A 26,396-nucleotide genomic window follows, 5' to 3' on the forward strand; every position below is an offset into this window, starting at 1 on the left:
CGGTGTCTTCAGGGGGAATGCTGGCCGTGACCTTCACTTGTTTCTCGACACACCCTGCAACAGGTCGAGGAAGGCGCGCACAGCGGGATTGGCGCGCCGGCTTTCCGGCCAGATCGCCGTGATATTGTGCCGCTCGACCGCATGGTTGGAAAGCACCGGCACCAATTCGCTGCGCGCGACATGGGGCGCCGCGATGAAGTTTGCGCTGATGCCGATGCCGCCGCCTGCAACCAGCGTTGCGATCAGCGCTTCGCTCGCGTCCACGACAATGCCGGATGGAGGCATGATTTCGATTTCGCGATCGCCGACACGGAAAGGCCAGCGCAACACTTGGCCGCTGCTTTGATAGCGCAGGGTCACAGTGTCGTGTCCTTCCAGTTCGTCCGGATGCGAAGGAGTGCCCCGTGCGGCCAAATAGGCTGGCGACGCGAAGCAGCAGAGCCAATGCGGTGCGAACTGGCGCGACAACAGCCGCGAGTCAGCGAGATCGCCGATCCGCACCGCAATGTCGATTCGCTCTTCAATGATATCGACGAACTGGTCGCTCAAGCGAAGGTCGACTGCGACCTTGGGGTGCAGCCGGCGAAAACTCGGCAGCGTGGGTGCGATCATATGGATGCCGATCGGCAGTGAGGTGGCGATCCGCAGAGTGCCTGACGGTTCCGAGCGCGCCATCGTCGCCAGCTGCTCGATCTCCTCTGCTTCGCGCAGCAGCCTAAGCGCGCGCTCATGCAGGTCGCGCCCTTCTGGTGTGAGGGTCAGCGAGCGGGTCGTGCGGGTAATGAGGGATATGCCCAGGTTCTGCTCCAGCCGCTGGATGCTTTTGCTGATAGCTGAGGGCGAAATCGACAAGGATCGGGCGGCCGCGGTGAAGCTGCCCATCGACCCGACACGGGCAAAGGCGATCAGCCCCGTTAGCCTTTCAAGTGCTATTTGTTCCCTCATGGAATTACTAAAGCGAATTCGAGCATAATTATCAATCTTGTACGATTTGACTACATCACGTTCAACCTTGGACACACACCTAACGGAGTGATGATGAGCGATGTGATGAAAGCAGTCCGTCTGCACGAGTTCGGCGGTCCAGACTTGTTGCGCTACGAGAATGCGCCCCGCCCCGCTGCGACGCCGGGTGAGGTTCTGGTCCGGGTCCACGCGGTCGGCCTCAATCCGCCGGACTGGTATCTGCGGGATGGCTACCGGTCGCTCCCTCCGGAGTGGCAACCTTATCCCGCCTTTCCGCTGATCCTCGGATCGGACATGTCGGGCGTTGTCGAGGCTGTCGCCAGCGACGTGCGGGGCGTTGGCGTCGGCGACGAAGTCTACGCCATGGTGCGTTTCCCAGAGCATGTCATGGAAGGCAGCAAAGCCTATGCCGAGTATGTCAGCGTGCCAGCTTCGCAGCTGGCGCGGAAACCAGCCAACATCGATCATGTCCATGCGGCCGGCGCGCCCATGTCGCTGCTTACCGCCTGGCAGTTCCTGATCGAGTTGGGTCACGACGAACCCAACCCGTTCCAATCGTTCACGCATGTGCCGGTGCCCCTTGATGGCAAGACGGTTCTCGTCAACGGCGCCGGAGGTGGCGTCGGGCACTTGGCCGTGCAACTCGCAAAATGGAAGGGTGCGCGTGTCATTGCCGTGGCATCGGGCAAGAATCGGGGTCTGATGGGCGACCTCGGCATCGATCAATTCATCGATTACACCAGAACGTCGGCCGACGAGGTCGTGCGCGATGTTGATCTCGTCCTTGATGCCGTGGGCGGTCCGGACACCGGCCGCTTCCTCCGCACCTTGAAGCGGGGTGGTGCCCTGCTACCGGTGTACCCGCTTGGCTTTACCGGCCACGACGAAGCCGAAACGCGTGGTATCACGGTTTCGACCACGCAGGTCCGTTCGAATGGCGCACAACTAGCGCAAGCCTCTCGCCTGCTGGACGATGGCACCGTCCGCATCGTCATCGACAGCACGTTCCCCCTCGCCGAGGCGGCAAGAGCACACGAGCGCGCCGCTCGCGGGAACATCCAGGGCAAGATCGTCCTGACCGTTGCATAATCGAAAGGATGGGAAGGCTCAGGGGAAAAAACGATGCTTATCGTGACCGGTTATGTCCACGTCGAACCATCCGCGGTGGCCGAGTTCGTCACCGATATCGAGGCGCTTGCGCACGGTGCCAAGCAGCGTGACGGGGGCCTGTTCTACGCTGTTGCCGTGGATGGTCGTGCCGCCGGGCGTCTGCTCGTCGCAGAGCGGTGGAGAGATCAAGCATCTCTCACTGCTTATCTTCATGCGCCCGAAACTCTGACATTCGTGGAGCGGTGGCGGGACCGGATGAGAGCCGACCTCCGCAAATACGACGCGGCGAACGAACGGACGCTCTTCGATGAATAACGGCGTTATCTTATGTTCTATACGCCCGCCGGGAGTGATATCCGGACTGGAACGGCAACGGCGCGGCAGCGAAAATCGCTGCGGAGACACCCTACTGCCGCCGCTTCCCTTCACTCCCACTCGATGGTGCCTGGCGGTTTGCTCGTCACGTCGTAGACGACGCGGTTGATGCCCCGCACCTCGTTGATGATGCGGGTGGCGGCTGCTCCCAGGAATGCCATGTCGTAGTGGTAGAAATCCGCGGTCATGCCATCTACCGACGTGACGGCACGCAACGCGCAGACGAATTCGTAGGTGCGGCCGTCGCCCATGACGCCGACGGTCTGCACCGGCAGCAGCACGGCGAAGGCCTGCCAGATGGCGTCGTAGAGGCCGGCCTTGCGGATCTCGTCGAGATAGATGGCGTCGGCCTCGCGCAGGATCTCCAGCTTTTCGCGGGTGATGCCGCCCGGGCAGCGGATGGCGAGACCGGGACCGGGGAACGGATGCCGACCAATGAAGCTGTCGGGCAGGCCGAGCTCCTTGCCGAGCGCCCTCACCTCGTCCTTGAACAATTCGCGCAGCGGCTCGACCAGCTGCATGTTCATGCGCTCGGGCAAGCCGCCGACATTGTGGTGCGACTTGATGGTCACCGACGGTCCGCCGCTGAAAGAGACGCTTTCGATGACGTCGGGATAGAGGGTGCCTTGCGCCAGGAAATCGGCGCCGCCGAGCTTCTCGGCCTCCTCCTCGAACACTTCGATGAACAGCCGGCCGATGGTCTTGCGCTTCTTCTCGGGGTCCGACTCGCCCTCCAGCGCGCCGATGAAACGGTCCGAAGCGTCGACCAGGATCAGCGGCAGATTGTAATGCTGGCGAAACATCTCCACCACGCCGGCCGCCTCGTCCTTGCGCATCAGCCCGTGGTCGACGAGGATGCAGGTGAGCTGGTCGCCGACCGCCTCGTGGATCAGCAGGGCCGCGACCGAGGAATCGACGCCGCCCGACAGCGCGCAGATCACCTTGCCCTTGCCGACCTGTTTGCGGATCGTCTCGACCGCGTGCTCGCGATAGGCGCGCATCGTCCAGTCGCCTTCGATGCCGGCGATGTTGTGGACGAAGTTGCGGAGCAGCCTGGCGCCGTCCGGCGTATGCACCACTTCGGGGTGGAACATGAGGCCGTACATCTTGCGCTCGACATCGCCGAAGATGGCGAAGGGCGAGCCCTCCGATTTTCCGAGCACCTCGAACCCCTTCGGCAGGGTGATGACGCGGTCGCCATGGCTCATCCACACCTGGTGGCGCTGACCGGGCGCCCACAGGCCCTCAAACAGCGGGCTGTCCTTGGCGATCTCGACGAAGGCGCGGCCGAATTCGCGGTGGTCGGAGCTTTCGGCGACGCCGCCCATCTGCACGCACATCGCCATCTGGCCATAGCAGATGCCGAGCACCGGCACGCCGGCATCGAAGACGATCTGCGGCGCGCGCGGGCTGCCGATGTCGCCGGTCGAGGCCGGGCCGCCGGACAGGATCACCGCCTTCGGATTGATGCGCTTGAACGCCGCCTCGGCCGACTGGAAGGGCACGATCTCGGAAAAGACGCCGGCCTCGCGGATGCGGCGGGCGATCAGCTGGGTGAACTGGCTGCCGAAATCGACAATCAGGACGGTGTCGGGATGATTGGCTGTTTTCATGGCGAGCGTTTAGAGAAAGAAACGAGTCGGCGCAATGGGTTGTGAGGTCGCGCTTTCACTTCGATTCCGGTGTGTCGCCCTGAACGCCAGAGGCTTTGTCCAATGCATCAGTTTGCGTTGTATCGAGTGACCGCAAGGCGCCCATCAGCGCCGCGAAACGCTCGTGACCAAGGCGGGCAACATAGCTCCGTTCGATCTGCAGCTTGATGCGGTCGCCATCGCGCAGGGCGTCCAGACCCTTGCGCGTGTAGCGCACAAGCTTGCCGCGGCCGTCTTGCGGATCGGGCAGACGCTGCAACACACCTTCCGTCTCCAGGCCGTCGAGCAATTGCTGAATCGCCTGCTTTGAGATCGCCGAGCGCTCGATCAGTGCCGACTGGCGCATGCCGCCGCGCGGGATGTGTCCAAGCAGGCCGGCACGCGCTTCGGTGAACCAGTGATGGCCGGCAGCGCGCATCGCCGCGGCGAACTCGCTCTGCCAAGCGCGGCTCGCCTGCCACAGCCGCCAACCTATGTGATCCGGCAGCGCCTCGGGTTTTTCGTCAAGGCTCTTGACCAAATTCTTCTCGCCCGATAGATAGTCAAGCATCTTGACTACTAGTTCACTCTAAGTGGCGATGCCGGTCAAGGCAATCGGCGACTTCAATTCAGGAGGAAATCATGGCAGCGCTTCAGAAGGAAACCCTTGCAATGCTCATCCCGGGCATGACCCATGTGTTGGAACGAAACGGCAAGGAGGCTTACGTCTATTTTGAAAGCGAGGGTGCCGCGCACATGCTGCTCGACGATGGCGAGGCGCGCAGCGGGCGTTGGCGGATGCTCGATGACGGTTATGTCGCCGACTGGGACACCGGCGCGACCGGACGCTGGACTCTCGATCATGAGGCCGGGTCAGTCACTTACGTCAATCGCGACAACGCCGTTCGCTTCAGGATGATCGGCGTGCTGTTCGGCAACTCTAAGAACCTGCCGCCCAACCAGCTTGAAGTCGATCGCGCCGGAGGCGATCGCCTGTTCCAGCAGTTGCACCGCCCCGGCCAGCTTCTCGTCGATGACGTGCAGATATTCGGTCCAGTCGCCGACATGCCTCAGATCGGCCGCGCCGTCGGAAATGCCGCGCAGGCCGATAAGCGGCACGTCGAACAGCTGGCAGGCGCGCAGGCAGGCGAAGGTTTCCATGTCGACCATGTCAGCGGCGATCGCGTCGTAGGCGGCGCCGGTGACAATTGCCGCCCCGGTCGACAGCGTCGCCTGCCTGATGCCTGGTATCCTGAACGGCAGCGGCACGCTCACCGGCAGATCGAGAAACGGCGTGGCGCCCTTCTCGAACCCCAAGGGGGAGGCATCCATGTCGCGGTAGGCGACTGAAACGGCCTGGTAGATTTCCGTCTGCTCCAGCGTCCGGCTGCCCGCCGACCCGAGCGACACGACGAGATCCGGCAGCGCGTTTTCGGCCGCCCGCCGGGACAGTTCAGCGCTGAGCCCGACACCGGCCTCGACCGGCCCGACGCCGGTCAGCAGCGGCGTGAACAGCCGCTGCAGGTGCGGACCGTATTCGGCCTCGGCCGCCATGACGAAAAGAACGGACTTGCCGGACAGGCGAGACACTTTACAGGTCACGACGATCTACTCCTTTCTGGCCCTACCACCGAAGCCGGAAGGTAAGAAGGGCGACGTGCCCTCACCGGCCCCCGGCCCTTCGCTATGGCTCCGGGCGTTCGTCGCTCGAAAAGCCCATTTAGGGGCTTTTCGTCCGCTGCGCGGACCGCTCCTCACCCCTCGATACCGTCGCGGCCGAGCACTGTCATCATCGTTCCGGTCATTGTGGCAATCAGCTTGGCCTCGCCGTCGGTGGCGAAGGCATAGGCCTGGCCGTCGGCGACGATGATGGTGCGGCCGGGCTTGGTCACCGAGCCGCGGAACAGAAAACGCTCGCCCCGGCCCGGCGCGAGCAGATTGACCTTGAACTCGATGGTCAGCACGCCGGAATTTTCCGGCATCAGCGAGAATGCCGCATAGCCGCAGGCCGAGTCGAGAGCCGTCGAAATGACGCCGGCATGAAGAAAGCCGTGCTGCTGGGTCAGTGCCGCAGAATAGGGCATTTCGATCTCGATGATGCCGGGCGTCACCAGCGTCAGCTCGGCGCCAATGGTCATCATCGCGTTCTGGCGCGCAAAGGACGTCCTGACGCGGTCCTCATAATCGGGAGCAGGAACGATCTTTGCTGCCATGGCCGTCGACCTTCGTTTCTCGACAAATCTTATTGCAAAGGCATTTATCGCAGAGGGGTGGGCGGCAGGCAATCGCAAATGCTGCACTGCAGCAATTGGCTAAACCTACTGATAAGAAGCGAGATCGGCGACATCCGGCAACCGTTCAGCCGGTCCGCCGCAGCGCGCAGAAGTAAAAGCCGTCGGTGCCGCTCAGCAACGGCGACAGCGAAATGCCGCCCACAGCGCCAATACGCACTGCCGCTTCGTGGCCCGCAAAACGGCTGTCCCAAAGCTGGCGGTGATCGACCGGAGCAAAACCGGGATGGCGATCCCGGAAGGCCGAAACCTGGTCGCCATTCTCCTCGTCGAACACCGAACAGGTGATATAGACCAGCAGGCCGCCGGGTTTGACGAAGTCCCTGGCGGCATCGAGGATCGTCTCCTGCTCGCCCTTGCGGGCGTCGAGCTGCCTCTGCGTCAGCCGCCATTTGGCATCCGGCCGGCGCCGCCACGTGCCGCTGCCGGTGCAGGGCGCATCGATCAGGACGATGTCCATATGCTTGCCGAGCGGCGCGAGCTCCGCCGGCTTGGTGACGATCTGCACATTGCGGTTTTCCGAGCGGCGGATGCGGTCGAAGATCGGCGCCAGCCTGGCCTTCTCGGCATCGTGGGCGAAGACCTGGCCGCGATTGTCCATCGCCGCGGACAGCGCCAGCGTCTTGCCGCCGGCGCCGGCGCAAAAGTCGAGCACCTGCATGCCAGGTTCGGCGCCGGCCAGTTCGGCCGCAATCTGGGAACCCTCGTCCTGAACCTCGAACCAGCCTTTCTGGAAGGCCGGCTCGGCCTGCACGTTCGGGTGCCTGCCGTCGCCTTCGATCGGCGGGATGCGGATGCCGTGCGGCGCGATCCGGGCGGGCTTGGCGCCGGTCTCCGCCAATTCCGCCAGCACCTTGCCACGATCGGCCTTCAGCGTGTTGACCCTTAGGTCGAGCGGCGGGCGAGTGCCAAGCGCGGCACCCTCTTCCACCCAGGCCGTGCCGAACGCCCGTTCGAACAGCGGCATGCACCAGTCGGGGATGTCTGCCCTGACCGCCGGCGGCGCATCGGCAAGGCGGCGAGCCGCAAGCGCTGTTAGTTCGTCGGCGGTAAGCAGCGGCGGCGCGAACTTGTCGCCCTCGAGCGCCTCGTTCAACGACTGCGCCGTCTGGCCCCATTCGAGCAGCAGCGCGCCGAAGCCGATGGCGCGCGGCGTATCCTCGCCGAGCAGCCAGCCGGCCGAGCGCTTGCGGCGCAGCGCGTCATAGACGATGTTGCCGATCGCGGCGCGGTCGCCGCCACCAGCGAAGCGGTGCGACAGGCCCCAGTCCTTCAGCGCATCGGCCACCGGCCGGTGACGCCGGCCAATGTCGTCAAGCACTTCGATGGCTGCCGCCAGCCGCCCGCCCAGTCTCATTGTCGTCTTCCATTACTCAGCAAAATAAAATCCGGCCCTGCTCTTAGAGCTTTTCGTGTCCTGATTGAAACAGTTCTGTTTCGCCGACGGCGAGACAATCCATGCAAGGGGGTGACGAATGTGGGTTGGTGCATCGCGAGCCGCCGCCACCAAGCGGGCGTCGGCATGCGGAACCAAATAATTCGATCAATATATTACAAGTCTCTAATGTGCTTGTCTGACACGCACAAGCACGCCGACTGGTGCAACTGCTCTGCTTTGCAACTTTTGCGGTTGCGAATACTCTTTGCGCGGTGATTCGCGTCGCAGAAAAAGGCGGAGCCGCGGGTCGATACGAGGAGAGGGCAATGAAGACTTATCTGGCGGAAGTTCTAGGCACGTTTCTATTGGTGTTCATCGGCACGGCTTCGGTGGTAACGGGCGGCTTCGGCGGCGCGCTGCCGCTTGGCCAGGAAGGTATCGGTCTGGCGTTCGGCATCGGCCTCATTGCGGCGGCCTATGCGATCGGCCCGATTTCCGGCGCGCACCTCAATCCGGCGGTGACGCTCGGCGTGTTTCTTGCCGGGCGGATGCCGGCCAGGGATGTCATTCCCTACTGGATCGCGCAGATCATCGGCGCCATCATCGCGTCGCTGGCACTGTGGATCATCGTCTCCGGACAGGTCGGCGGCCACACTGGCGGCTTCGGCGCCAATGGCTGGGACGTGACGAAATGGGGCGTCAGCTCGGCCTTCCTGTGGGAGTTGATCGGAACCTTCACCTTCGTCACGGTGATCCTCGGCGTCACCAACGCCAAGCACACGACGGCGTTCGCCGGCCTGGTCATCGGCCTGACGCTGGCAGGCCTGCATTTCGCCATCATCCCGGTGACCGGCACATCGCTCAACCCGGCCCGTTCGATCGGACCGGCGCTGTTTTCGGGAACTGCGGCGATCGGCCAGCTCTGGCTGTTCATCGTCGCACCGCTGATCGGCGGCGCCATTGCCGGCGTCGTCGCCAAGGCCGGTATCTTCGAGAAGGACTGACTTTTCGGAAGCCCAACGAAAAAGGCGCGGGTCGAGGCCCGCGCCTTTTTTTTGCATCGACAAATTCGTATGCCCGGATCAGGCCGCGAGATCAAAAACGGTCGGCGTTCATCACCTTGGTCCAGGCGGCGATGAAATCCCTGACGAACTTCTGCCCGGCGTCGGCCGAGCCGTAGACCTCGGCAAGCGCCCGCAACTGCGCGTGCGAGCCGAAGATCAGATCTGCGCGGGTGCCGGTCCACTTGACCGCCCTGGTCTTGCGGTCGCGCGCTTCGTAGACTTCATCGGAGCCGGCGGCCGGATCCCAGACCGTGTTCATGGAGAGCAGGTTGACGAAGAAATCGTTGGTCAACGTGCCCGGCCTGTCGGTGAACACCCCGTGCTTCGATTGGCCGGTGTTGGCGCCGAGCACCCGCAACCCGCCGACGAGCACCGTCATCTCCGGCGCCGTCAAGGTCAGCAACTGCGCCCGGTCGACCAGCATCGCTTCGACCGACATCGGCGGCTTGCCCCTGACAAAATTGCGGAAGCCATCGACTTTCGGCTCGAGCGCGGCGAAGGATTGGACATCCGTCTGTTCCTGCGAGGCATCCATGCAGCCTGGCGTGAACGGCACCTTGACGTCATGGCCGCCGTCTTTGGCTGCCTTCTCGACCGCGGCGACGCCGCCGAGAACGATCAGGTCGGCAAGCGAGACCTTCTTGCCGCCGGACTGCGAAGCATTGAACTCCTTCTGGATGCCTTCAAGCTTTTCTAGCACCTTGGCCAGCTGCGCCGGCTGGTTGACCTCCCAATCCTTCTGCGGCGCCAGGCGAATGCGGGCGCCGTTGGCGCCGCCGCGCTTGTCGGAACCGCGGAAAGTCGAGGCCGAGGCCCAGGCGGTCGAGACCAGTTCGGAAACGGACAGGCCGGAGGCCAGGATCTTCGCCTTCAGCGAGGCGATATCCTGCTCGCTGACCAGCTCGTGATCGACTGCCGGGATCGGATCCTGCCAGATCAGCTCTTCCTTCGGCACGAGCGGGCCGAGGTAGCGGACGGCCGGACCCATGTCGCGATGGGTCAGCTTGAACCAGGCGCGGGCGAAGGCATCGGCGAACTGATCCGGATTCTGATGGAAGCGCCGCGAGATCTTCTCGTAGGCCGGGTCGGCGCGCAGCGCGAGGTCGGTGGTCAGCATCGCCGGCGCGCGGCGCTTCGAGGCATCGTGGGCGTCCGGCACGGTGCCTGCACCGGCGCCGCCCTTCGGCGTCCACTGATGGGCGCCGGCCGGGCTCTTGGTCAGCTCCCATTCGTAGTTGAACAAATTGTCGAAGAAGTTGTTGCTCCATTTAGTCGGCGTCGTCGTCCAGGTCACCTCGAGGCCCGAGGTGATGGCGTCGCCGGCAATGCCGGTGGCATGCTTGCTCGACCAGCCGAGGCCCTGCGCCTCGATGCCGGCGCCTTCCGGCTCCGCCCCGACCAGCGATGCATCACCGGCGCCGTGGGTCTTGCCGAAAGTGTGACCGCCGGCGATGAGCGCCACGGTTTCCTCGTCGTTCATGGCCATGCGCGCGAAGGTTTCGCGGATGTCGCGTGCCGCGGCCAGTGGATCGGGCTTGCCGTTCGGCCCTTCCGGATTGACGTAGATCAGCCCCATCTGCACGGCGCCGAGATGGCCGTGAAGTTCGCGGTCGCCGGAATAGCGTTCGTCGGCGAGCCACTTGGTTTCCGATCCCCAGTCGACGTCCTGCTCGGGCTCCCAGACATCGGCGCGGCCGCCGGCGAAGCCGAAGGTCTTGAAGCCCATCGATTCCAGCGCGACGTTGCCGGTGAGGATCAACAGGTCGGCCCAGGAGATTTTCCGGCCGTATTTCTGCTTGACCGGCCACAGCAAGCGGCGCGCCTTGTCGAGATTGGCATTGTCCGGCCAGCTGTTGAGCGGCGCGAAACGCTGCTGGCCGGCGCCGGCGCCGCCGCGGCCATCGCCGATGCGATAGGTGCCGGCGCTGTGCCAGGCCATGCGGATGAAAAGCGGGCCGTAATGGCCGAAATCGGCCGGCCACCAATCCTGCGAATCTGTCATCACCTGGTGCAGGTCCCTGATCACCGTATCGAGATCGAGGCTTTTGAATTCCTTGGCGTAGTCGAAGTCCTCGTCCATCGGGTCCGAGAGGCTGGACTGCTGGTGGAGGACGGCAAGGTCCAGCTGGTTCGGCCACCAGTCACGGTTGCTCCTCTTGGCCGATCCATGTGGGACCGGGCATTTGCCGGCGCTGTTGTCGTCGGTTTTCGCGTCCATCTTTGCCTCCGATTTTGTTGATTTTCCGGGATTTTGTTGATTTTCCGGGCAGGGCCAGCGACCCGCGCCATCCTGGAATGGTTCCAGACTAGCCCGCCCGGCCGATAAAGACAAATTGCCTTTGCTGTTTATTCTGATAGGTTTTCCTTATGATCGGTTTGACCGTCCGGCAGATGCATTATTTCGAAGCGCTGGCGCAGACGCTGCACTTCGGCCGCGCGGCAAAGCTCGCCGGCGTCAGCCAGCCGGCGCTGTCGTCACAGATCGCCGAGATGGAGTTGCGGCTCAATTGCCGCCTGTTCGAGCGCGGGGGCAAGGCGGTGCGCATGACCGACGAGGCGCAGGCCCTGCTGCCGCGCATCGAGCGCATTCTTGCCGATATCAGCGACGTCGAGGCCACGGCCCGGCGCGGCCGCCCGGCGCTGCAAGGCCGCTTCCGGCTCGGCATCATCCCGACGGTGGCGCCCTATCTCTTGCCGCATGTGTTGCCGGAGCTGAAACGGCATTTCCCGGCTTTGCAGCTCGAATTGCGTGAGGCGGTGACCGCTTCGCTGGTCGAGGACACGGCCTCGGGAAAACTCGACGCCTTTGTCGCCGCACTGCCGCTCGATTACCCGGGCCTGGTCACCGAGGAACTTTTCTCAGACCGGTTCTTCCTTGCCGTGCCGGCCGGCGACCCCGCCTTCGCCTCACCGCCGGTGCCGCCGGAAAGCCCGGCGCTGGAAAGGCTGATGCTGCTGGAGGAAGGCCATTGCCTGCGCGAACAGGCGCTGGCCGTCTGCGGCAGCGTGCGGCCGGTGGCGATGGCGAGCTATGGCGCGACCAGCCTGACGACGCTCCTGCAGATGGTGGCGCACGGCCTCGGCGTCACGCTCATTCCCGAGATGGCGGCCGGGCCGGCCAGCACTATCCCCGATTTGAAGATCGTGCCGTTCCAGGAGCCGATGCCGCAGCGCACGATCTGCCTCGCCTGGCGCCGCAACAAGGTCCGGCACGATGAATGCGTGGAGTTGGCGAAGATTATTCGCGGGCTGGACGCAGCGGTGCTGGCAGCCTAGAGCGGCGGATGGTCAAGGATGCGGTTTAGCCCCGAAGCCAACCCGCAAGCCCCTTCGAAGGAACGGCTTCAATCCTTGTTCCAGGCAGCAAGCAATGGGCCTTTGCTTCCGTAGACAGGGTCCTTGTGCGGGCGGCCGACCCTGAAGATCGTCACGACCGCCCTGGCATGGTCGGCGGCGGTCGTGCATTCGTCATATGTGCCTGATGGAGGATAGGCGCCGACGACCAGAAAATCGTCGGATGCGGAAAGACGCTGGTGCCCGGTGCCGGCCGGGAGCACCGCGACATCGCCGGCCTTCAGCGGCAGCGTTCGTCCCTTGCTGCCGCCAAAGCGGACTTTCGCCGTGCCGCGCGCGACGCCCAGCACCTCGTGGATCCGCGAATGGTAGTGGACGTAGTCGTAGATGCCGTTGCGCCAGCTATCGCCCCAGCCATTTGCCTCGAAAAGCGCCTCCATGACCGCCGCCGGATCGAAGTCTTCGGGCAGCTTGACGGCGCCGCGATAGACGACCAGCGGCCAAAACGGATGGTTGGGCACCAGGCCGTCATCCTTGAAGCGAAATTCGTTCGGTTTGCGCGGCCTCAGGAGGTCGGCGACCTCGCGCCTGTCCGGCCTGGCGATGCCGGTGACCTGCTCGACGGCTTTCCTGGTGGTTTGCAGAATGCTCATGGTGTGGCCTTGGGTTGGTAGTGAGGTGCATGCGGTTTAACCGGTTGCGTGGCAGGTCGGTTCCGCCGGGGTTAGAATTCCGCGATCTGCACCATGGCGGCTCCGCAACAAGGTCCGGAAATCCTGAATGGCTGCTTTGCGCCGCATGGCAGTCATTCCTGCGGTCCCGTCCATTCAACAAAAGCGGACATCGCCAATGGACAGGCCACAGGCAGCTATGCGCCCGACATTTTGCCTCGAACGACGGGAGTAGATCCTAAGCAGACCATCCGACCAATGGCTCGGAGCTATCTTCCTTTGGCCTAACCGCTCTATGTTGAGACAGCGTGCCTGGTCGGCAGTAGTGTCAGACTGGAGGGAGGGAGCATCACATGAGTGAGACCCGCAAAATAGCAGCGATCCTGGTCTCGGATGTGGTCGGCTACAGCCGGCTAGCCGGCGCGGATGAGGATCGCATCTTGGCACGGCTGCGGGCGCTGCGCAGCGATCTCATCGACCCCACCATCGCCGTTCATCGTGGCCGCGTCGTCAAGCGCACAGGCGACGGGAGCCTTGTCGAGTTCAGCAGCGTTGTGGAAGCAGTGCGCTGCGCGCTGGAAGTGCAGAACGCCATGCTTGAGCGCAATGCCGGGGTGCCGGATGATCGCCGCATCGAGTTCCGGATCGGCATTCACTTGGGCGACGTCGTGCAAGAACGCGATGGCGACCTGATGGGCGATGGCGTCAATATCGCCGCGCGCCTAGAAGGAATCTGCGAACCTGGCAATATCTGTCTTTCCGAGCAAGCCTATTGGCAGGTTAAATCAAGGCTCGATATCGCGATCAACGATCGCGGTGCGGTTCAGCTCAAGAACATCGCCGAGCCGGTCCGGGTTTATTCGCTACAGGTCGGCATTCCCGCGAAGGCCAGACCCGCGGCATCGGCGGAGGCCCTCGTGCCGGACAAGCCTTCGCCGCAGCTCGCGCTGCCCGACATGCCTTCGATTGCCGTGCTGCCCTTTGTCAACATGAGTGGCGACGCCGAACAGGAGTTCTTCACTGACGGGCTGACGGAGGACATCATTACCGATCTGTCGAATGTGCCCGGCTTCTTCGTCATTGCCCGCAACTCCACCTTTGCCTACAAAGGCAAGCCCACCGACGTCCGTCAGATCGCTCGCGATCTGGGCGTCAAATATCTCCTCGAGGGCAGCGCGAGGCGGTCCGTCAAGCGTTTGCGCGTCAATGTGCAGCTGATCAACGCGGCCGAAGGCGGCAATCATGTGTGGGCCGAGCGCTTCGACCGCGAAATTGTCGACATCTTTGAAGTTCAGGACGAGGTCACGCGCCGCGTTGTTGAAGCGATCTCCGGCAAGATTGGTGCGAAGAATATTTCTGCCCGTTCTAGGCCATCAAATCTAGAAGCCTATGACCTTTGTGTTAGGTCACGGGAGAAATGGACCATGTCCAGATCAGACAACAGCGACGCGCGTTCAGCTTTGGAACGCGCCGTTTCGCTTGAACCAAACTATTGTGAAGCGCACAGCAATCTTGCCCTTGTGCTGTTATTTGGCTGGGTTGATTGGGGAGAACCACAGTTACCCGATCGCGCAAATGCTCTGATGCACGCGCAACGAGCCATGGAAATCGATCCCGGCGATTCCAACGTTCGCAGGATCCTGGGCTGCGTTCAGCTTTTTGAGCGCAATTGGGATGAAGCAAAATTCCAATTCGATGCTGCCATACGGATAAATCCCAACAATGCAGATGCGGTAGCATGGATTGGGGAGCTTCAAATCTACTTGGGCAAGCCGCAAGCGGCGCTGACAGCTTGTGAAGAGGCTTTCCGATTAAATCCTCGTCCACCTGGTTGGTACTTCTGGATCGTGGGAATGGCGCAGATTTCCACCGGTCACTACGAAGAAGCTGTTGCGACCTTGAGCCTGGAGGAAACATATGGGACTGGTTCAAGGGTGAACCTGATTGCCGCGCTTGCTCTTGCCGGCCGCTTGCCTGAGGCACAGGAGGAAGCCCGCCTATTTCTTACGGGCAATCCAGGTTGGACGATCGGTGAACTGACAGCGAACTTGCCCTTTAGGAGCATGAGTGCTGCGCAGCCCTTTGTCGATGGCTGGCGTCTGGCGGGCTTGCCAGACTAGGCGGCACGGCAAGGGGGCCGTTTCCAAAGGCAATGGCGTAAGCTAACTACGGCTCCAGCAGTGTCGACAAGCCAATGGCCCTTTCTAGATAGCGCAAACATGGTGGCGCGCTGTTTCGACATCGCATAACTTGTTGCCAGTTTCCTTGGCTGCTCGCATGGGATCGCGCTGCACGATGGGTAAGAACACTTGGACCGCAGAGCAGGATCGGCTGCCTTGATGCCGATGCGGAATTCAATGGGCCTGTCGGACGGCACTTCTGCGTTACGCTCGTGCATCTTGTGCTGGATTTCGACGGCGCAGGCCCCCGCATTTAGCACGCTCGGGAACTCGACCAGTAAGCCGTCGCCGGTTTCCCGACAGCCTTCACGCTGATGGGCCTTGGCATGTTTTTCGGGTTCTATGCGTTCTACAACCCGGCGGAGCACTGGATCGACAACCGCGTCTTCGATCTGATGGTCGAGCGCACTTATGGGGCAATGACCAATGACGTCCTGATCTCCATCCCGCTTTTCGTGCTCATGGGATATGTGATGGAACGCGGGGCGCTGGTCGATAAGATGTTCTACAGCATCCAGCTTTCGTTCCGACGGGTACCGGCGTCGCTGGCCATTGCTACGCTTATCGTCTGCACCTTCTGGGGCATCGCCAGTGGCCTCGTCGGCGCCGTTGTGGTCCTGATGGGGGTGATTGCCTTCAATCCGATGCTGCGCGCCGGATACGATGTGAAGCTCGCTTCCGGCGTGATCACCGCGGGCGGCACGCTGGGCATCCTGATCCCGCCCTCGGTCATGATCATCGTCTATGCGGCGGTTGCAGGCCAGTCCATCGTGAAGCTCTATGCCGCGGCGATGTTCCCCGGTTTTTTCCTCGCTTTCCTTTATCTCGTCTACATTCTTGGCTGGGCGATAATCAATCCGAAGATCGCCCCGCCTTTGCCGGAGGATCAAACAAGGGTTCCGGTGCCGGCGTGGATGCGAAGCTTTCAGACAGTTTACTCGCGCAACACGCTTGTTGGACTTCTTTCCGCATTGTTCTCGCCGTCCAAGGCGACGGCGCTCGAGACGGAGAGCGGACGCCTCACATATTGGAAGCTGTTCAAGAATGTCTGCGCTGCGCTGGTGCCCTTCGCCTTGATAGTACTCACCCTCTTGCTGGTGTGGTGGTATGTCGTCATCTATCCGCAAGCATCGGCCGACGTCGAAGCTCCAGCCGGATTGGAGCAGCTCGGTGCTCCGGCGGTGGAGGAACTCGGCGCACCCGCGGTGGATGCAGGGCCGGCAACCAGCTTCTACGTCACCTTCGGCATCATCGCGGCACTCGCCGCGGTGGTGCTCGCCCGCTACTACCGGAACATGACCGCCGAACGGCTCGATATCCTGAAGCTCCTGGTCTCGTCGGTCATGCCGCTGGGCATACTTACCGTCGTCGTGCTCGGCGTCATCCTATTCGGAATCACGACGGCGACCGAGTCCGCGGCAGTCGGCGCCGCTGGTGCCTTTCTGCTGGCGTTCCAGGCCCGAACGCTCGACTGGAAGCGCATCAAGGAAGCAGTGTTCCTGACGGCGAAGACCACAGCCATGGTTTGCTGGCTCTTTGTCGGCTCGGCGCTGTTCTCCGCCGGTTTTGCGATCCTCGGCGGCCAGGCACTTCTCGAGCAATGGGTGCTGTCGCTCGACTTGTCGCCCGTGCAGTTCATGATCCTGTCTCAAGCGATCATATTCATTCTCGGTTGGCCGCTCGAATGGACCGAAATCATCATCATCTTCGTGCCGATCTTCCTGCCGATGTTGAAGCACTTCAACATCGACCCGATCCTCTGGGGGGTTCTCGTCTTCGTGAATTTGCAAGCGGCGTTCTTGTCACCCCCGGTAGCGATGTCGGCGTTCTATCTCAAGGGCGTTTCCCCACCGCACGTCACCCTCAACCAGATATTCGCAGGCATGATGCCTTACATGCTGATCGTCATCCTCTGCATGATCCTCATGTATATCTGGCCCGGCATGGCGCTCTGGCTTCCGAACTATCTTTACGGCGGCTGAGAAAGACTCGGTTCTCGGACGCCTTCCGCGACAGCGCGTTTTCGGCCGCTTTGACCCACGGGATGTCCTTTTGAACGCCAAAGCAGCATCTCGGAGATACAGGTGATCGGAAGGTCTACTTTCGGCCTACAATCGGCGCGAGCGAATGACGGGTCACAGTTCACGTCGACGCACGCAGGGCATGAAGGTCCGCTTCTGGCCTTCCGAGCCTCGAAGCCGCAAGTCCGCTTTCGGCCGATATCGTTGAAAAAGTCGGCCGCGTCTCGGCCACGACATCGACTGATGTTAGGTCGTGAGCAGACGTCTTCCGCCTCATGCCGGTTTCGGCATCGGCACCGGAATCAGCTTGGCGAGTTTCCGGAGGTTCTGGGCAGTGGCTGCCAGATGGAACTCGTCTCGAGCACCGTTTGGTCCTCGTAGTCGCAAGCGATCCAGCTTCAGGATGCGCTTGAGGTGGGCAAACAGCATCTCGACCTTCTTCCTCTCGCGACGCGAGGTGACATAGGCGTCGGTGGCGGCAATATCGCGGGCCATGTCCCGCGCACCCTCGTGGATAGAGCGTAGGATCTTGCGGGCTGGACCGTTCGGACAGCATCGAGGCTTGAGGGCGCAGACGTCGCAGTCGAGCTTGCTGGCGCGGTAGCGCATGAAGCCCTCGTCGTCGACACCGTCGCGGGGTGAAACGAACCGCCGACGATACTGCCTGAGCTCCTTGCCGCCTGGACAGGTGTAGAGATCGCGCTCGCGATCATAGCTGAACTCTGCCCGCTCGAAGGTCCCATCGCGACGCTCCGACTTGTCGAAGACCGGGATATGCGGCTCGATGCCGCGCTCGTGCACCAACCAGCCCAACATCTCGGCCGAGCCGTACGCGCTGTCGGCGGCCAGGCGTTCCGGATAGAGGCCGAAGCGATCCTGGGCGCGATCGATCATGGTGCGTGCCGCGCCGACTTCCGCCTGGCGTATGGCCCGGCTTGCCTCGACGTCCACGATGACGGCGTGATCCAGGTCGATCAGATAGTTGGTGGCGTAGGCGAAGAAGGCATGCCCCTTCATCGCTCCCGTCCACTGAGCCGCCGGGTCGGACCTCGATATGAACTTCGGCTTCACCTCGCTCGCTGCACCCCACGCGGCATCGTCCAACGTGTCGAGATACTCCTGTACCGAGCGGCGCGTTGCCGCCATCGTCTCCCAGTCGACCTGCTCCGATCCCTCGGCAGAGCGCTGCTTGTTCGCGTCCGCCCTGATGAGGCTGGCATCGACGGCGAAGCCCTCGTTGCCGACGAGACCTTCTTCGATGCAACGGCGCACCGTCGTCTCGAAGAGTTCGCGCAGCAGATCGCTGTCGCGAAAGCGGCCGTGCCGGTTCTTCGAGAAGGTGGAATGATCGGGGACATCACCCTCCAGGCCAAGCCGGCAAAACCAGCGATAGGCGAGATTCAGATGCACTTCCTCGCAAAGCCGGCGCTCGGAACGGATGCCGAAGCAGTAGCCGACGATTAGCATCCGGATCATCAGTTCCGGATCGATCGAGGGCCTACCGATCTCGCTGTAGAACGGCCGCAGATGCGAGCGTAGCCCCGACAGGTCGACGAAGCGGTCGATCGAGCGCAACAGATGGTCAGCAGGGACGTGACGCTCGATGCTGAACTCGTAGAACAGCGCCTCCTGCATCACCGTCGGTTCGCCCATCATCGACTCAATCTCCTTTACCAAGGAGATTGAATCAGTGCTTCAGAGCTGCTTCAAGCCGGAGTTTTTCAACACAATCCGCCCTATTGAGACGTTCAAGCAGTTTTCCTACCTATTCGCACCCAGCACTCTCACGGCACAAAAATCAAAAACACATACGTGCAAAACACCACCAGATGCACCAGCCCGGTCAGGAACGTCGTTCTCTCCGTGCTAAAACTCACATTGCAGATGAAAAGCGCCAGAGCCAAAAGCACCACGTCGGTCGCCGGCAGCCCCAGGGTCAGCCCTCTTCCGGTCAGCAGGCTGGCGGCGGCGATGCCTGGTATTGTCAGGCCGATCGTCGCGCACGCCGAACCCATGGCGACGTTCAGGCCGCGCTGCAGCTCGTTGTTGAGTGCGGCGCGAACCGCCGAAATCGCCTCCGGCATCAAGACCAAGCCCGCGATCATTGCGCCGACAATGGCGTCGGCCTGGGGCACCTGGTAGGCGACGAGCGCGTCCTCGACGCTGGCGGCGACCTGCTCGGCCAGCATGACGATGCCGATCAGCCCGATCAGCAGGAGCACAGCGGCGGCGGCGATGCTTTCGTGAGCGTCGGTTCGCACTACGGCGCCGTGTGCTTGTGCGTCGATAAAATCGTCCCGGTGGCGGACGGTCTGCGCGAACAGAAAACCGGCATAGAGCAGCACCGAAAGCACGCTGACGAAGCCAAGCTGCGCCGCCGAGAACGTGCCCGGATCGGTGGTTCGCGTGTAGGTCGGCAGAATGAGCGTCATGACGCTGAGCGCGACCAGCACCGCGAGATAGGCGCTGGTGCCTTGGCGGACGATCGCCTGCTTGCGATGACGCCAGCCGCCAAGCGTGAGACACATGCCGACAACGCCGGTGGAGGTGATCATCACCGTCGAGAAGACGGATTCGCGGGCAAGCGTCGGGTTGTTGGCGCCGTGCAGCATGATGGAAACGATGATCGACACTTCGATTGCCGTCACGGCAATGGTCAGCACCAGCGTGCCGTACGGCTCGCCTACCCGCCTGGCCACCGCCTCGGCGTGGTCGAGCACGACGAAAATGGTGATGAACATGATCGCGCTCGACAGCGCGCCGATGAATATCCTGGTGCCCAGCGACCCTTCGTCCACCGACACCCCGCTGGCCCTGACCGCGACAGCCATCGCCAGGGCGGCCAACGGCATGCCGTAGGAAACCGCCGTTCTTGCGAAACCACTCATTGTCATTCTTTTGCGTTCCCGCGGTTGCAGCCGCTGTTGCGCACTGCAACCATTCCCGCCCAGAGCAATCGCATATCATGGGTCATGACGTGCCCCATCGCGGCGTACCCTACCCCTAACCCTCCCACGGGAGCAGGGCAATCGCATATGGCGCTCCCCCTCTCCGTCTCGGCTTCGCCGAGCCACCTCTCCCCCACTTGTGGGGGCGAGGAACCCAGGCTTTCCAAGGCCGCGACCTCGGCGATTGGTATTCCTCGCCCCCACAAAGTGGGGGAGAGGTGGCCGCGCAGCGGCCGGAGAGGGGGCTGGCGCCGCCATATGCGATTGCCCTCCCCCTTGTGGGGAGGGTTAAGGTGCGGGTCCGCTCCGCAAAGAATCCTCCTGCCCAGGCACACCTCCTGGTCCGGCAGAAAGCTCACGCGCTAGCCGGGCGTGTTGGCCTTGACGACCTTCTTGCATTCGGGCGTCAGCTCGCCCATGTGATCGGCCAGGCATTTGACGACGCGGCCACCGCCCGGCAACACGCCTTTGCACAATCTCTGGTAATCTGCCTGGCAGGCCTCACGCTCGGCCGCCGTCTGCGCCAGCGCCGCGGTGGCTGCCAGCTGAGTTGCCAGGAAAAGCACGCTTAACCCAATCCGCATGGAACACCCCCTCAATATGTTGCCCAAATAACGTCTCCGTCACGCGTAGACGGAAGCCTTCTCACGCCGTCTTTTGCGTCACCAATCCCAGTTCATCGATCATCGCCTGGCGCATCAGGAATTTCTGCGGCTTGCCGGTCACCGTCATCGGCAATTCGGTGCGGAAGCGGATGTAGCGCGGGATCTTGAAATGGGCGATCTGGCCGGCGCAGAAGGCCTTGATCTCCTGCTCCGTGGTGATCTGGCCGGGCTTCAGCACGATCCAGGCGCACAGCTCCTCGCCATATTTCGGGTCGGGAATGCCGAACACCTGCACCTCCTTGACCTTGGGGTGGCGATAGAGAAACTCCTCGACCTCGCGCGGATAGACGTTCTCGCCGCCGCGGATGACCATGTCCTTGACCCGGCCGACGATGTTGCAATAGCCCTCGGCATCGATGGTGGCGAGGTCGCCGGTGTGCATCCAGCCGTCGGCGTCGATCGCCTCGCGGGTCTTCTGCTCGTCGTCCCAATAGCCCTTCATCACGGAATAACCGCGCGTGCAGAGCTCGCCCGGCGCGCCGACCGCGACGGTGGCGCCTTCGGCGTCGATGGCCTTGACCTCGACATGCGGATGGACGCGGCCGACGGTCGAGACGCGCTTTTCCAGGGGATCGTCGACGCTGCTCTGGAACGAGACCGGGCTGGTCTCGGTCATGCCATAGGCGATGGTCACCTCGGCCATATGCATCAGCGAAACCACCTTCTTCATCACCTCGATCGGGCATGGCGAGCCGGCCATGATGCCGGTGCGCAGGCTGGTGAGGTCGAAGGAGGCAAATTCCGGATGATCGAGCAGGCCGACGAACATGGTCGGCACGCCGTAGAGCGCGGTGCAGCGTTCCGTTGCCACCGCCTTCAGCGTGGCGCCGGCATCGAAACCCTCGCTCGGGAAAACCATGGTCGCACCCTTGGTGACGCAGCCCATCGTGCCCATCGACATGCCGAAGCAGTGGTAGAGCGGCACCGGGATGCACAGCAGGTCGTCAACGGTGAGCCTGATTGCCGAAGTGACGAAATTGCCGTTGTTGACGATGTTGTTGTGGGTCAGCGTCGCGCCCTTGGGCGCGCCGGTCGTGCCGCTGGTGAACTGGATGTTGATGGCATCGTCCGGTTTCAGCCCGTCGGAGATGCGGTCGAGCCTGTCATGCTCGTCGCGCCCGGCCATCGCCAGCACGTCGGCGAAATTGAACATGCCCGGCGAACTCTCCTCGTCCATGCGGATGACAATCTTCAACGTCGGCAGTCTGTTGGCGTCGAGCTTGCCGGGCGTAGCCTTGGCGATCTCCTGCGCCAGCGTCTCGATCATGCCGAGATAGTCGGAACTCTTGAACTTGGCGGCGGTGACCAGCGCCTTGCAGCCGACCCTGTTCAAGGCATATTCCAGCTCGACCAACCGGTAGGCCGGGTTGATGTTGACCAGGATCAGGCCGATGCGGGCGGTGGCGAATTGCGTCACCAGCCATTCCCAGCGGTTCGGCGACCAGATGCCGACGCGGTCGCCTTTCTCGAGGCCGAGTGCCAGGAAGCCGGCGGCGAGCGCATCGACCGTGTCCGACAGTTCCTCCCAGGTGAAGCGTTTGTCCTGCTCGACGAAGACGGCGGCATCGAGCGTGCCGTATTTGCCGACCGTATCGGCAAACAGCGCCGGGATGGTCAGGTTGAGCAGCGGCACGCTGCGCTCGCCCGAGACATGCGCCGTGCCGTCGACAGGCGCAATGAACGAGCCGCCATCGTGCTTGCCGCGCAGGCTGGTGGCATTCTTCAACTCGTCGAGATTGATCGGCATCGCCGTGTCCTCCGCAGACGAGCCGAGCCTATCAGCCCGGCGGGGTGGTGGAAATCCCGCCGATGGTGGGTTGGGGTGAGAACTCGCCTGTCGGGGCCGAAAACAAAAAACCCGCCTTGGCGGGCGGGTCTTCGGGGCCAATTGGCACCATACCGAAATTAGTAGCATAGCTGCCGGCACAAAGCAAGAACAAAATTGCTGTGTTTTAGGGAAATCGCTTCAGGCGCCAGCCGGCCAAGCTGCTTATCTCCCCCCTCGAGGGGGAGATGGCCGGCAGGCCAGAGGGGGTCGTCTCGCGTGGAGCACCAGCCTGTTCTGTCGGTTAAGAGAGTCGCGTCAAGACGAACCGACCCCCTCTGTCGCCTACGGCGACATCTCCCCCTCAAGGCGGGAGATTGGCGGCGTCAACCCGAGTCCACCAGCGCCATCCTTGCCGCAATATCGCGCAACACCGCCTCGTCGGCCGCGGCGCGCACCTTCCTCGACGCCACGAGGCAGGCCTGCGAGCGCAGGATCAGGCCGTCGGCCAGCACCTTGAGATGGTTGGCGCGCAGCGTCGCGCCTGATGTGGTGATGTCGACGACGATATCGGCCAATCCGGCCGCCGGCGCGCCTTCGGTGGCGCCGAGGCTTTCGACGATGCGGTAGACCTGGATACCGTGCTTTTGCGAAAAGAACTGCTGGGTCAGGCGCCAGTATTTGGTGGCGATCCGGAGCCGCCGGCCGTGGCGCTGGCGGAAATCGGCGGCGACGTCGTCGAGGTCGGCCATGGTGTCGACATCGAGCCAGATGTCGGGAACGGCGACGACGACATCGGCATTGCCGAAACCGAGGCGGCCGATGATTTCGGCGCGCGCCTCGCAGTCGGCAAGGTTTTCGCGCAGCAGATCCTCGCCGGTGATGCCGAGATCGACCGAGCCCTGGCCGATTTCGCCGGCGATCTCGGAGGCCGACAGGAAGGCTATCTCGACGCTGTCTAGGCCGTCGATGCGGGCGCGGTATTTGCGCTCGTCGCCCGGCAGGCTGACAGCAAGCCCGGCCTTGGCCAGCACGTCCAGCGCCTGCTCCTTGAGCCGGCCCTTCGACGGCAGCGCCAGCGTGATCATGGCGCCGTCTCCCGCAGCGCCTCGATGCGGTCCAGCCAGACGGAAAAACCAACGCCGGGGATCGGCGTTTTGGCGCCGAGCAGCGTCAGCAACCGGTCGTAGCGGCCACCACCGGCCAATGGCCGCTCGCCATCCCGCGCCGCGATCTCGAAGACCAGGCCGGTGTAGTAATCGAGCGGACGGCCGAAGGCGGCATCGTAGCGGATTTCAGACATCGGCAGGCCGAGGCTTTCGATGGCCGCCGCGCGGGCCGAAAAATTCTCCAGCGCAGCCCCCAGTGAAAGCCCAGCATCGGCGGCAAAACTTTCGAGCGCCCCGGCGGCGCTGTCGAGCGGCACGTCGATGGCCAAAAAGCTCTTCAGTGCCGCGAATGCCTCGTTCGACAGCCGTACGCTGCGCAGCTCGGCCTTCTCGATCAGGCGCCGCGCAATTTCGGACGGCGAACGCCCGGCCGTTGCCGACAGGCCGGCCTCTTCCATGCCGCGGGCGATATGGGCCGAAAGACCGTCCAGATCGCCGTCGAGGACCAGGGCGGCGACCGGGCCGGCGAGCTGGCTGTTGCGCGGCGGATTGGCGAGATCGGCAAGGGCCGCCTCCAGCATCGGCGCCGAGCCGAAGGCCCGCGCCAACCGCATGCGCCAGCCGCGCGGCAGGCCGAGTGCTGCCAGCACCGCCTCGAAAATGGTCTGGTCGCCGAGCGTCACCGCCAACTCCCGGCCGGGCAGCACCAGCGAAAGCAGCGCATGCGCATCGGCCAGCGAGCGCGCGTCGGCGGCGGCCGTGTCGCGGTCGCCGAGGTCCTCGATGCCGGCCTGGAAGAACTCGTTGCCGCCCTCGCGGCGCTGGCGAAACACCTCGCCGAGGTAGGAATAGCGGCGCGGCGTGCCGGCCTGGCTGGCAATGTGGTCGAGGCAGACCGGAATGGTGAATTCCGGCCGCAGGCAAAGCGTCTGCCCGGTCTCGCTTTCGGTGAGAAAAACGCGGCGCCGCAAATCCTCACCCGCCATGTCGAGGAACGGATCGGCCGGCTGCAGCACGGCAACCTCGACCGCATGGGTGTTGCGCGCGGCGAAGAGCGTCGCGATGTCGGATGCGATGGCGGGATAGCGGGAGGTCATGGGGATGTGGGGCGCGAGGCATCCCCCTCTGGCCTGCCCTCTTTGCCACTACTTGGCATCTCCCGCGCAAGGGGGGAGATTGGCAGCTTCGCGGTCGGCGCATCGCTTGCTATTTTGAAAACCTGGCGACGACGGCGGCGAGATTGATCTCCCCCCTTGAGGGGGAGATGGCCGGCAGGCCAGAGGGGGGTGCTCACGCGCCACCTTTCGCCCGGTCGGCCGCCTGCGCCGCCAGTATCTTCTTCACCTCGGCAACCAGCTCACTCTCCGCCACCGTCACCTGCGCCGGCCGTGCGGCGCGCCATTCGGCGTTGTCGGCGATCTCGGCCGACATTTTCGCGCCCTCGATCAGGTCCTTGATCTGCACCTCGCCCTTGGCGCGCTCGTCGCCGCCCTGGATGATGGCGACCGGGCTGCCGCGGCGGTCGGCATATTTCAGCTGCGCCTTCATGCCGGCGCCGCCGAGATACATTTCCGAGCGGATGCCGGCGGCGCGCAGCTCGGCCACCATCTTCTGGTAGCGGCCGAGGCTTTCCGTGTCCTTGTCCATGGTCAGCACGACGACCGGCGCAATGACATCGGAAGTATCGAGCTTGCCGAGGTTCTTCAGCGCCGCCATCAGGCGCGAGACGCCGATGGAAAAGCCAGTCGCCGGCACCGGCTCGCCACGGAAGCGCGAGACCAAACCGTCATAGCGACCGCCGCCGCCGACCGAGCCGAAGCGCACGATCTGGCCGTCCTCGTTGGGGATCTCGGCCAGCAGCTCGGCCTCGTAGACCGGGCCGGTGTAGTATTCGAGGCCGCGGACGACAGAAGGGTCGATGCGGATGCGATCCTCACCGTAGCCGCTTTGTGCGACCATGGTTCTTATCTGCTCCAGCTCTGCGAGCCCCTCGACAAACGAGGCGTTCGTGATGCCCAGATGTTCGAGTTTCCTTTCCTCGATAAGATTGCTGAGACCGGGGTTGATGGATCCCAGTGTCTGGACAATTTTTTCGGGATCGTGCTGCGCCATGACTGTGAAATAGCTGATGACAACGTCGATTTGCGTGTTGTCCAGCCCGGCGCCCTTGGTGAAATCACCGCTCTCGTCCTTGCGCCCGGCGCCCAAAAGCAGGCGCACGCCTGCGACGCCAAGCTTGTCCAGCTTGTCGATCGCGCGCAGCACGGTCAGCCGGCGGCCGATATTCTCGTCGCCGCCGAGGCCGATCGCCTCCAGCACGCCATCGAGCACTTTGCGGTTGTTGACGCGGACGACGTAGTCGCCGCGCTTGATGCCGAGCGCCTCCATCACGTCGGCCATCATCATCGCCATCTCGGCATCGGCGGCGACGCCCGGCGTGCCGACCGTGTCGGCATCGAACTGCATGAACTGGCGGAAGCGGCCGGGACCGGGTTTCTCGTTGCGGAACACCCAGCCGGAGCGATAGCTGCGATAGGGTTTCGGCAGACGCTCGAAATTCTCGGCGACAAAGCGCGCCATCGGCGCGGTCAGGTCGTAGCGCAGCGACAGCCACTGGTCGTCGTCGTCCTGGAACGAGAACACGCCCTCGTTCGGCCGGTCCTGGTCGGGCAAAAATTTGCCGAGCGCATCGGTGTATTCGATCAGCGGTTGGTCGACCGGCTCGAAACCGTAGAGCTCGAAGACCGAGCGGATCGTCGCCATCATCTTCTCGACGGCGCGCAGATCGTCGGCGCCGCGGTCGACAAAGCCGCGCGGCAGCCGCGCTCTCATCTTTTCGGATTTGTCGGCCATGGGATGGGGTACTTTGCTAGGTAATCGGTGACTTATTTCGGGTCGGCGTGTCCTAGCGATGCAGCCCGGAGAAGG

Annotated in this window: 21 protein-coding genes; 6 read left to right on the top strand and 15 right to left on the bottom strand. The window is 63.2% G+C overall.

The genetic code is table 11. The annotated features are described in order from the left end of the window. Window positions 1-33: 33 nt before the first annotated feature. The gene (locus tag RQ479_RS16725; RefSeq protein ID WP_376705961.1) at window positions 34-945 is read right to left on the bottom strand and encodes a LysR substrate-binding domain-containing protein; all 912 of its coding nucleotides are present in this window, start codon (window positions 943-945) and stop codon (window positions 34-36) included. 90 nt (window positions 946-1,035) lie between these two features. Here RQ479_RS16725 and RQ479_RS16730 point away from each other — a divergent pair, with 90 nt between their 5' ends. Next, a complete protein-coding gene (locus RQ479_RS16730; RefSeq protein ID WP_376701885.1) occupies window positions 1,036-2,055 on the top strand; it encodes an NADP-dependent oxidoreductase in 1,020 nt (339 codons plus the stop codon). Window positions 2,056-2,088: 33 nt separating this feature from the next. Then, window positions 2,089-2,391, top strand: a complete 303-nt coding sequence (locus RQ479_RS16735; protein WP_376701886.1) for a putative quinol monooxygenase — start codon at window positions 2,089-2,091, stop codon at window positions 2,389-2,391. Window positions 2,392-2,501: 110 nt separating this feature from the next. On the opposite strand, the gene guaA is transcribed toward RQ479_RS16735, so the two are convergent. The 5 genes from guaA to RQ479_RS16760 all read right to left on the bottom strand — a co-directional run bounded on the left by guaA (window position 2,502) and on the right by RQ479_RS16760 (window position 7,730). Further along, complete coding sequence (guaA, locus tag RQ479_RS16740) at window positions 2,502-4,064, bottom strand: glutamine-hydrolyzing GMP synthase (RefSeq protein WP_376701887.1); 1,563 nt, start codon at window positions 4,062-4,064, stop codon at window positions 2,502-2,504. 55 nt (window positions 4,065-4,119) lie between these two features. Next, window positions 4,120-4,653, bottom strand: coding sequence for a MarR family winged helix-turn-helix transcriptional regulator (locus RQ479_RS16745; protein ID WP_376701888.1), 534 nt, complete (start codon window positions 4,651-4,653; stop codon window positions 4,120-4,122). A gap of 302 nt (window positions 4,654-4,955) precedes the next feature. Continuing rightward, window positions 4,956-5,636, bottom strand: coding sequence for a 5'-methylthioadenosine/S-adenosylhomocysteine nucleosidase (locus RQ479_RS16750; protein ID WP_376705962.1), 681 nt, complete (start codon window positions 5,634-5,636; stop codon window positions 4,956-4,958). Between the two features lie 200 nt (window positions 5,637-5,836). Next, window positions 5,837-6,295, bottom strand: a complete 459-nt coding sequence (locus RQ479_RS16755; RefSeq protein ID WP_292654248.1) for a PaaI family thioesterase — start codon at window positions 6,293-6,295, stop codon at window positions 5,837-5,839. A gap of 145 nt (window positions 6,296-6,440) precedes the next feature. Continuing rightward, complete coding sequence (locus RQ479_RS16760; protein WP_376701889.1) at window positions 6,441-7,730, bottom strand: RsmB/NOP family class I SAM-dependent RNA methyltransferase; 1,290 nt, start codon at window positions 7,728-7,730, stop codon at window positions 6,441-6,443. Between the two features lie 347 nt (window positions 7,731-8,077). Here RQ479_RS16760 and RQ479_RS16765 point away from each other — a divergent pair, with 347 nt between their 5' ends. Further along, window positions 8,078-8,755 carry an MIP family channel protein gene (locus RQ479_RS16765; RefSeq protein WP_352641539.1) on the top strand — a complete coding sequence of 226 codons (678 nt, stop codon included), beginning with the start codon at window positions 8,078-8,080 and terminating at the stop codon, window positions 8,753-8,755. Between the two features lie 91 nt (window positions 8,756-8,846). On the opposite strand, the gene katG is transcribed toward RQ479_RS16765, so the two are convergent. After that, complete coding sequence (katG, locus tag RQ479_RS16770) at window positions 8,847-11,033, bottom strand: catalase/peroxidase HPI (protein ID WP_376701890.1); 2,187 nt, start codon at window positions 11,031-11,033, stop codon at window positions 8,847-8,849. A 149-nt stretch (window positions 11,034-11,182) separates the two neighbouring features. On the opposite strand from katG, the gene RQ479_RS16775 reads away from it, so the two are divergent. Beyond that, window positions 11,183-12,091, top strand: coding sequence for a hydrogen peroxide-inducible genes activator (locus RQ479_RS16775; RefSeq protein ID WP_376701891.1), 909 nt, complete (start codon window positions 11,183-11,185; stop codon window positions 12,089-12,091). Between the two features lie 68 nt (window positions 12,092-12,159). Here the strand turns inward: RQ479_RS16775 and RQ479_RS16780 are convergent, their stop codons facing one another. Continuing rightward, window positions 12,160-12,762, bottom strand: a complete 603-nt coding sequence (locus RQ479_RS16780) for a cupin (RefSeq protein WP_376701892.1) — start codon at window positions 12,760-12,762, stop codon at window positions 12,160-12,162. A 371-nt stretch (window positions 12,763-13,133) separates the two neighbouring features. On the opposite strand from RQ479_RS16780, the gene RQ479_RS16785 reads away from it, so the two are divergent. Next, window positions 13,134-14,900 (top strand): adenylate/guanylate cyclase domain-containing protein, encoded by a 1,767-nt coding sequence (locus tag RQ479_RS16785; RefSeq protein ID WP_376701893.1) that lies wholly within the window; start codon window positions 13,134-13,136, stop codon window positions 14,898-14,900. Window positions 14,901-15,286: 386 nt separating this feature from the next. After that, complete coding sequence (locus RQ479_RS16790) at window positions 15,287-16,942, top strand: TRAP transporter large permease subunit (RefSeq protein WP_376701894.1); 1,656 nt, start codon at window positions 15,287-15,289, stop codon at window positions 16,940-16,942. 312 nt (window positions 16,943-17,254) lie between these two features. On the opposite strand, the gene RQ479_RS16795 is transcribed toward RQ479_RS16790, so the two are convergent. The 7 genes from RQ479_RS16795 to hisS all read right to left on the bottom strand — a co-directional run bounded on the left by RQ479_RS16795 (window position 17,255) and on the right by hisS (window position 26,321). Continuing rightward, on the bottom strand, window positions 17,255-18,637 hold the full coding sequence (locus RQ479_RS16795) for an IS1182 family transposase (protein WP_376701895.1): 1,383 nt from the start codon (window positions 18,635-18,637) through the stop codon (window positions 17,255-17,257). A gap of 128 nt (window positions 18,638-18,765) precedes the next feature. Next, window positions 18,766-19,869 (bottom strand): calcium:proton antiporter, encoded by a 1,104-nt coding sequence (locus RQ479_RS16800; RefSeq protein ID WP_376701896.1) that lies wholly within the window; start codon window positions 19,867-19,869, stop codon window positions 18,766-18,768. 422 nt (window positions 19,870-20,291) lie between these two features. Then, window positions 20,292-20,513 carry a cysteine rich repeat-containing protein gene (locus RQ479_RS16805; protein ID WP_376701897.1) on the bottom strand — a complete coding sequence of 74 codons (222 nt, stop codon included), beginning with the start codon at window positions 20,511-20,513 and terminating at the stop codon, window positions 20,292-20,294. A gap of 61 nt (window positions 20,514-20,574) precedes the next feature. Next, entirely contained in the window at window positions 20,575-22,341 is a 1,767-nt protein-coding gene (locus tag RQ479_RS16810; protein WP_376701898.1) for an AMP-binding protein, read from the bottom strand. 404 nt (window positions 22,342-22,745) lie between these two features. After that, complete coding sequence (gene hisG / locus RQ479_RS16815; RefSeq protein ID WP_376701899.1) at window positions 22,746-23,447, bottom strand: ATP phosphoribosyltransferase; 702 nt, start codon at window positions 23,445-23,447, stop codon at window positions 22,746-22,748. Beyond that, window positions 23,444-24,565, bottom strand: a complete 1,122-nt coding sequence (locus RQ479_RS16820; protein ID WP_376701900.1) for an ATP phosphoribosyltransferase regulatory subunit — start codon at window positions 24,563-24,565, stop codon at window positions 23,444-23,446. The genes hisG and RQ479_RS16820 overlap by 4 nt, the downstream gene beginning before the upstream one ends. A gap of 193 nt (window positions 24,566-24,758) precedes the next feature. Further along, the gene (hisS, locus tag RQ479_RS16825; protein ID WP_376701901.1) at window positions 24,759-26,321 is read right to left on the bottom strand and encodes a histidine--tRNA ligase; all 1,563 of its coding nucleotides are present in this window, start codon (window positions 26,319-26,321) and stop codon (window positions 24,759-24,761) included. Between the last annotated feature and the right edge of the window lie 75 nt (window positions 26,322-26,396).

The sequence above is a fragment of the Mesorhizobium sp. ISC25 genome, assembly GCF_042295465.1.
Classification (GTDB): Bacteria; Pseudomonadota; Alphaproteobacteria; order Rhizobiales; family Rhizobiaceae; genus Mesorhizobium.

Bases quoted from the DNA above. Each gene is read 5' to 3' on its own strand.
- RQ479_RS16725 (WP_376705961.1), bottom strand. From the start codon at position 945: ATGAGGGAACAAATAGCACTTGAAAGGCTAACGGGGCTGATCGCCTTT.
- RQ479_RS16730 (WP_376701885.1), top strand. From the start codon at position 1,036: ATGATGAGCGATGTGATGAAAGCAGTCCGTCTGCACGAGTTCGGCGGT.
- RQ479_RS16735 (WP_376701886.1), top strand. From the start codon at position 2,089: ATGCTTATCGTGACCGGTTATGTCCACGTCGAACCATCCGCGGTGGCC.
- guaA (WP_376701887.1), bottom strand. From the start codon at position 4,064: ATGAAAACAGCCAATCATCCCGACACCGTCCTGATTGTCGATTTCGGC.
- RQ479_RS16745 (WP_376701888.1), bottom strand. From the start codon at position 4,653: ATGCTTGACTATCTATCGGGCGAGAAGAATTTGGTCAAGAGCCTTGAC.
- RQ479_RS16750 (WP_376705962.1), bottom strand. From the start codon at position 5,636: ATGGCGGCCGAGGCCGAATACGGTCCGCACCTGCAGCGGCTGTTCACG.
- RQ479_RS16755 (WP_292654248.1), bottom strand. From the start codon at position 6,295: ATGGCAGCAAAGATCGTTCCTGCTCCCGATTATGAGGACCGCGTCAGG.
- RQ479_RS16760 (WP_376701889.1), bottom strand. From the start codon at position 7,730: ATGAGACTGGGCGGGCGGCTGGCGGCAGCCATCGAAGTGCTTGACGAC.
- RQ479_RS16765 (WP_352641539.1), top strand. From the start codon at position 8,078: ATGAAGACTTATCTGGCGGAAGTTCTAGGCACGTTTCTATTGGTGTTC.
- katG (WP_376701890.1), bottom strand. From the start codon at position 11,033: ATGGACGCGAAAACCGACGACAACAGCGCCGGCAAATGCCCGGTCCCA.
- RQ479_RS16775 (WP_376701891.1), top strand. From the start codon at position 11,183: ATGATCGGTTTGACCGTCCGGCAGATGCATTATTTCGAAGCGCTGGCG.
- RQ479_RS16780 (WP_376701892.1), bottom strand. From the start codon at position 12,762: ATGAGCATTCTGCAAACCACCAGGAAAGCCGTCGAGCAGGTCACCGGC.
- RQ479_RS16785 (WP_376701893.1), top strand. From the start codon at position 13,134: ATGAGTGAGACCCGCAAAATAGCAGCGATCCTGGTCTCGGATGTGGTC.
- RQ479_RS16790 (WP_376701894.1), top strand. From the start codon at position 15,287: ATGTTTTTCGGGTTCTATGCGTTCTACAACCCGGCGGAGCACTGGATC.
- RQ479_RS16795 (WP_376701895.1), bottom strand. From the start codon at position 18,637: ATGATGGGCGAACCGACGGTGATGCAGGAGGCGCTGTTCTACGAGTTC.
- RQ479_RS16800 (WP_376701896.1), bottom strand. From the start codon at position 19,869: ATGAGTGGTTTCGCAAGAACGGCGGTTTCCTACGGCATGCCGTTGGCC.
- RQ479_RS16805 (WP_376701897.1), bottom strand. From the start codon at position 20,513: ATGCGGATTGGGTTAAGCGTGCTTTTCCTGGCAACTCAGCTGGCAGCC.
- RQ479_RS16810 (WP_376701898.1), bottom strand. From the start codon at position 22,341: ATGCCGATCAATCTCGACGAGTTGAAGAATGCCACCAGCCTGCGCGGC.
- hisG (WP_376701899.1), bottom strand. From the start codon at position 23,447: ATGATCACGCTGGCGCTGCCGTCGAAGGGCCGGCTCAAGGAGCAGGCG.
- RQ479_RS16820 (WP_376701900.1), bottom strand. From the start codon at position 24,565: ATGACCTCCCGCTATCCCGCCATCGCATCCGACATCGCGACGCTCTTC.
- hisS (WP_376701901.1), bottom strand. From the start codon at position 26,321: ATGGCCGACAAATCCGAAAAGATGAGAGCGCGGCTGCCGCGCGGCTTT.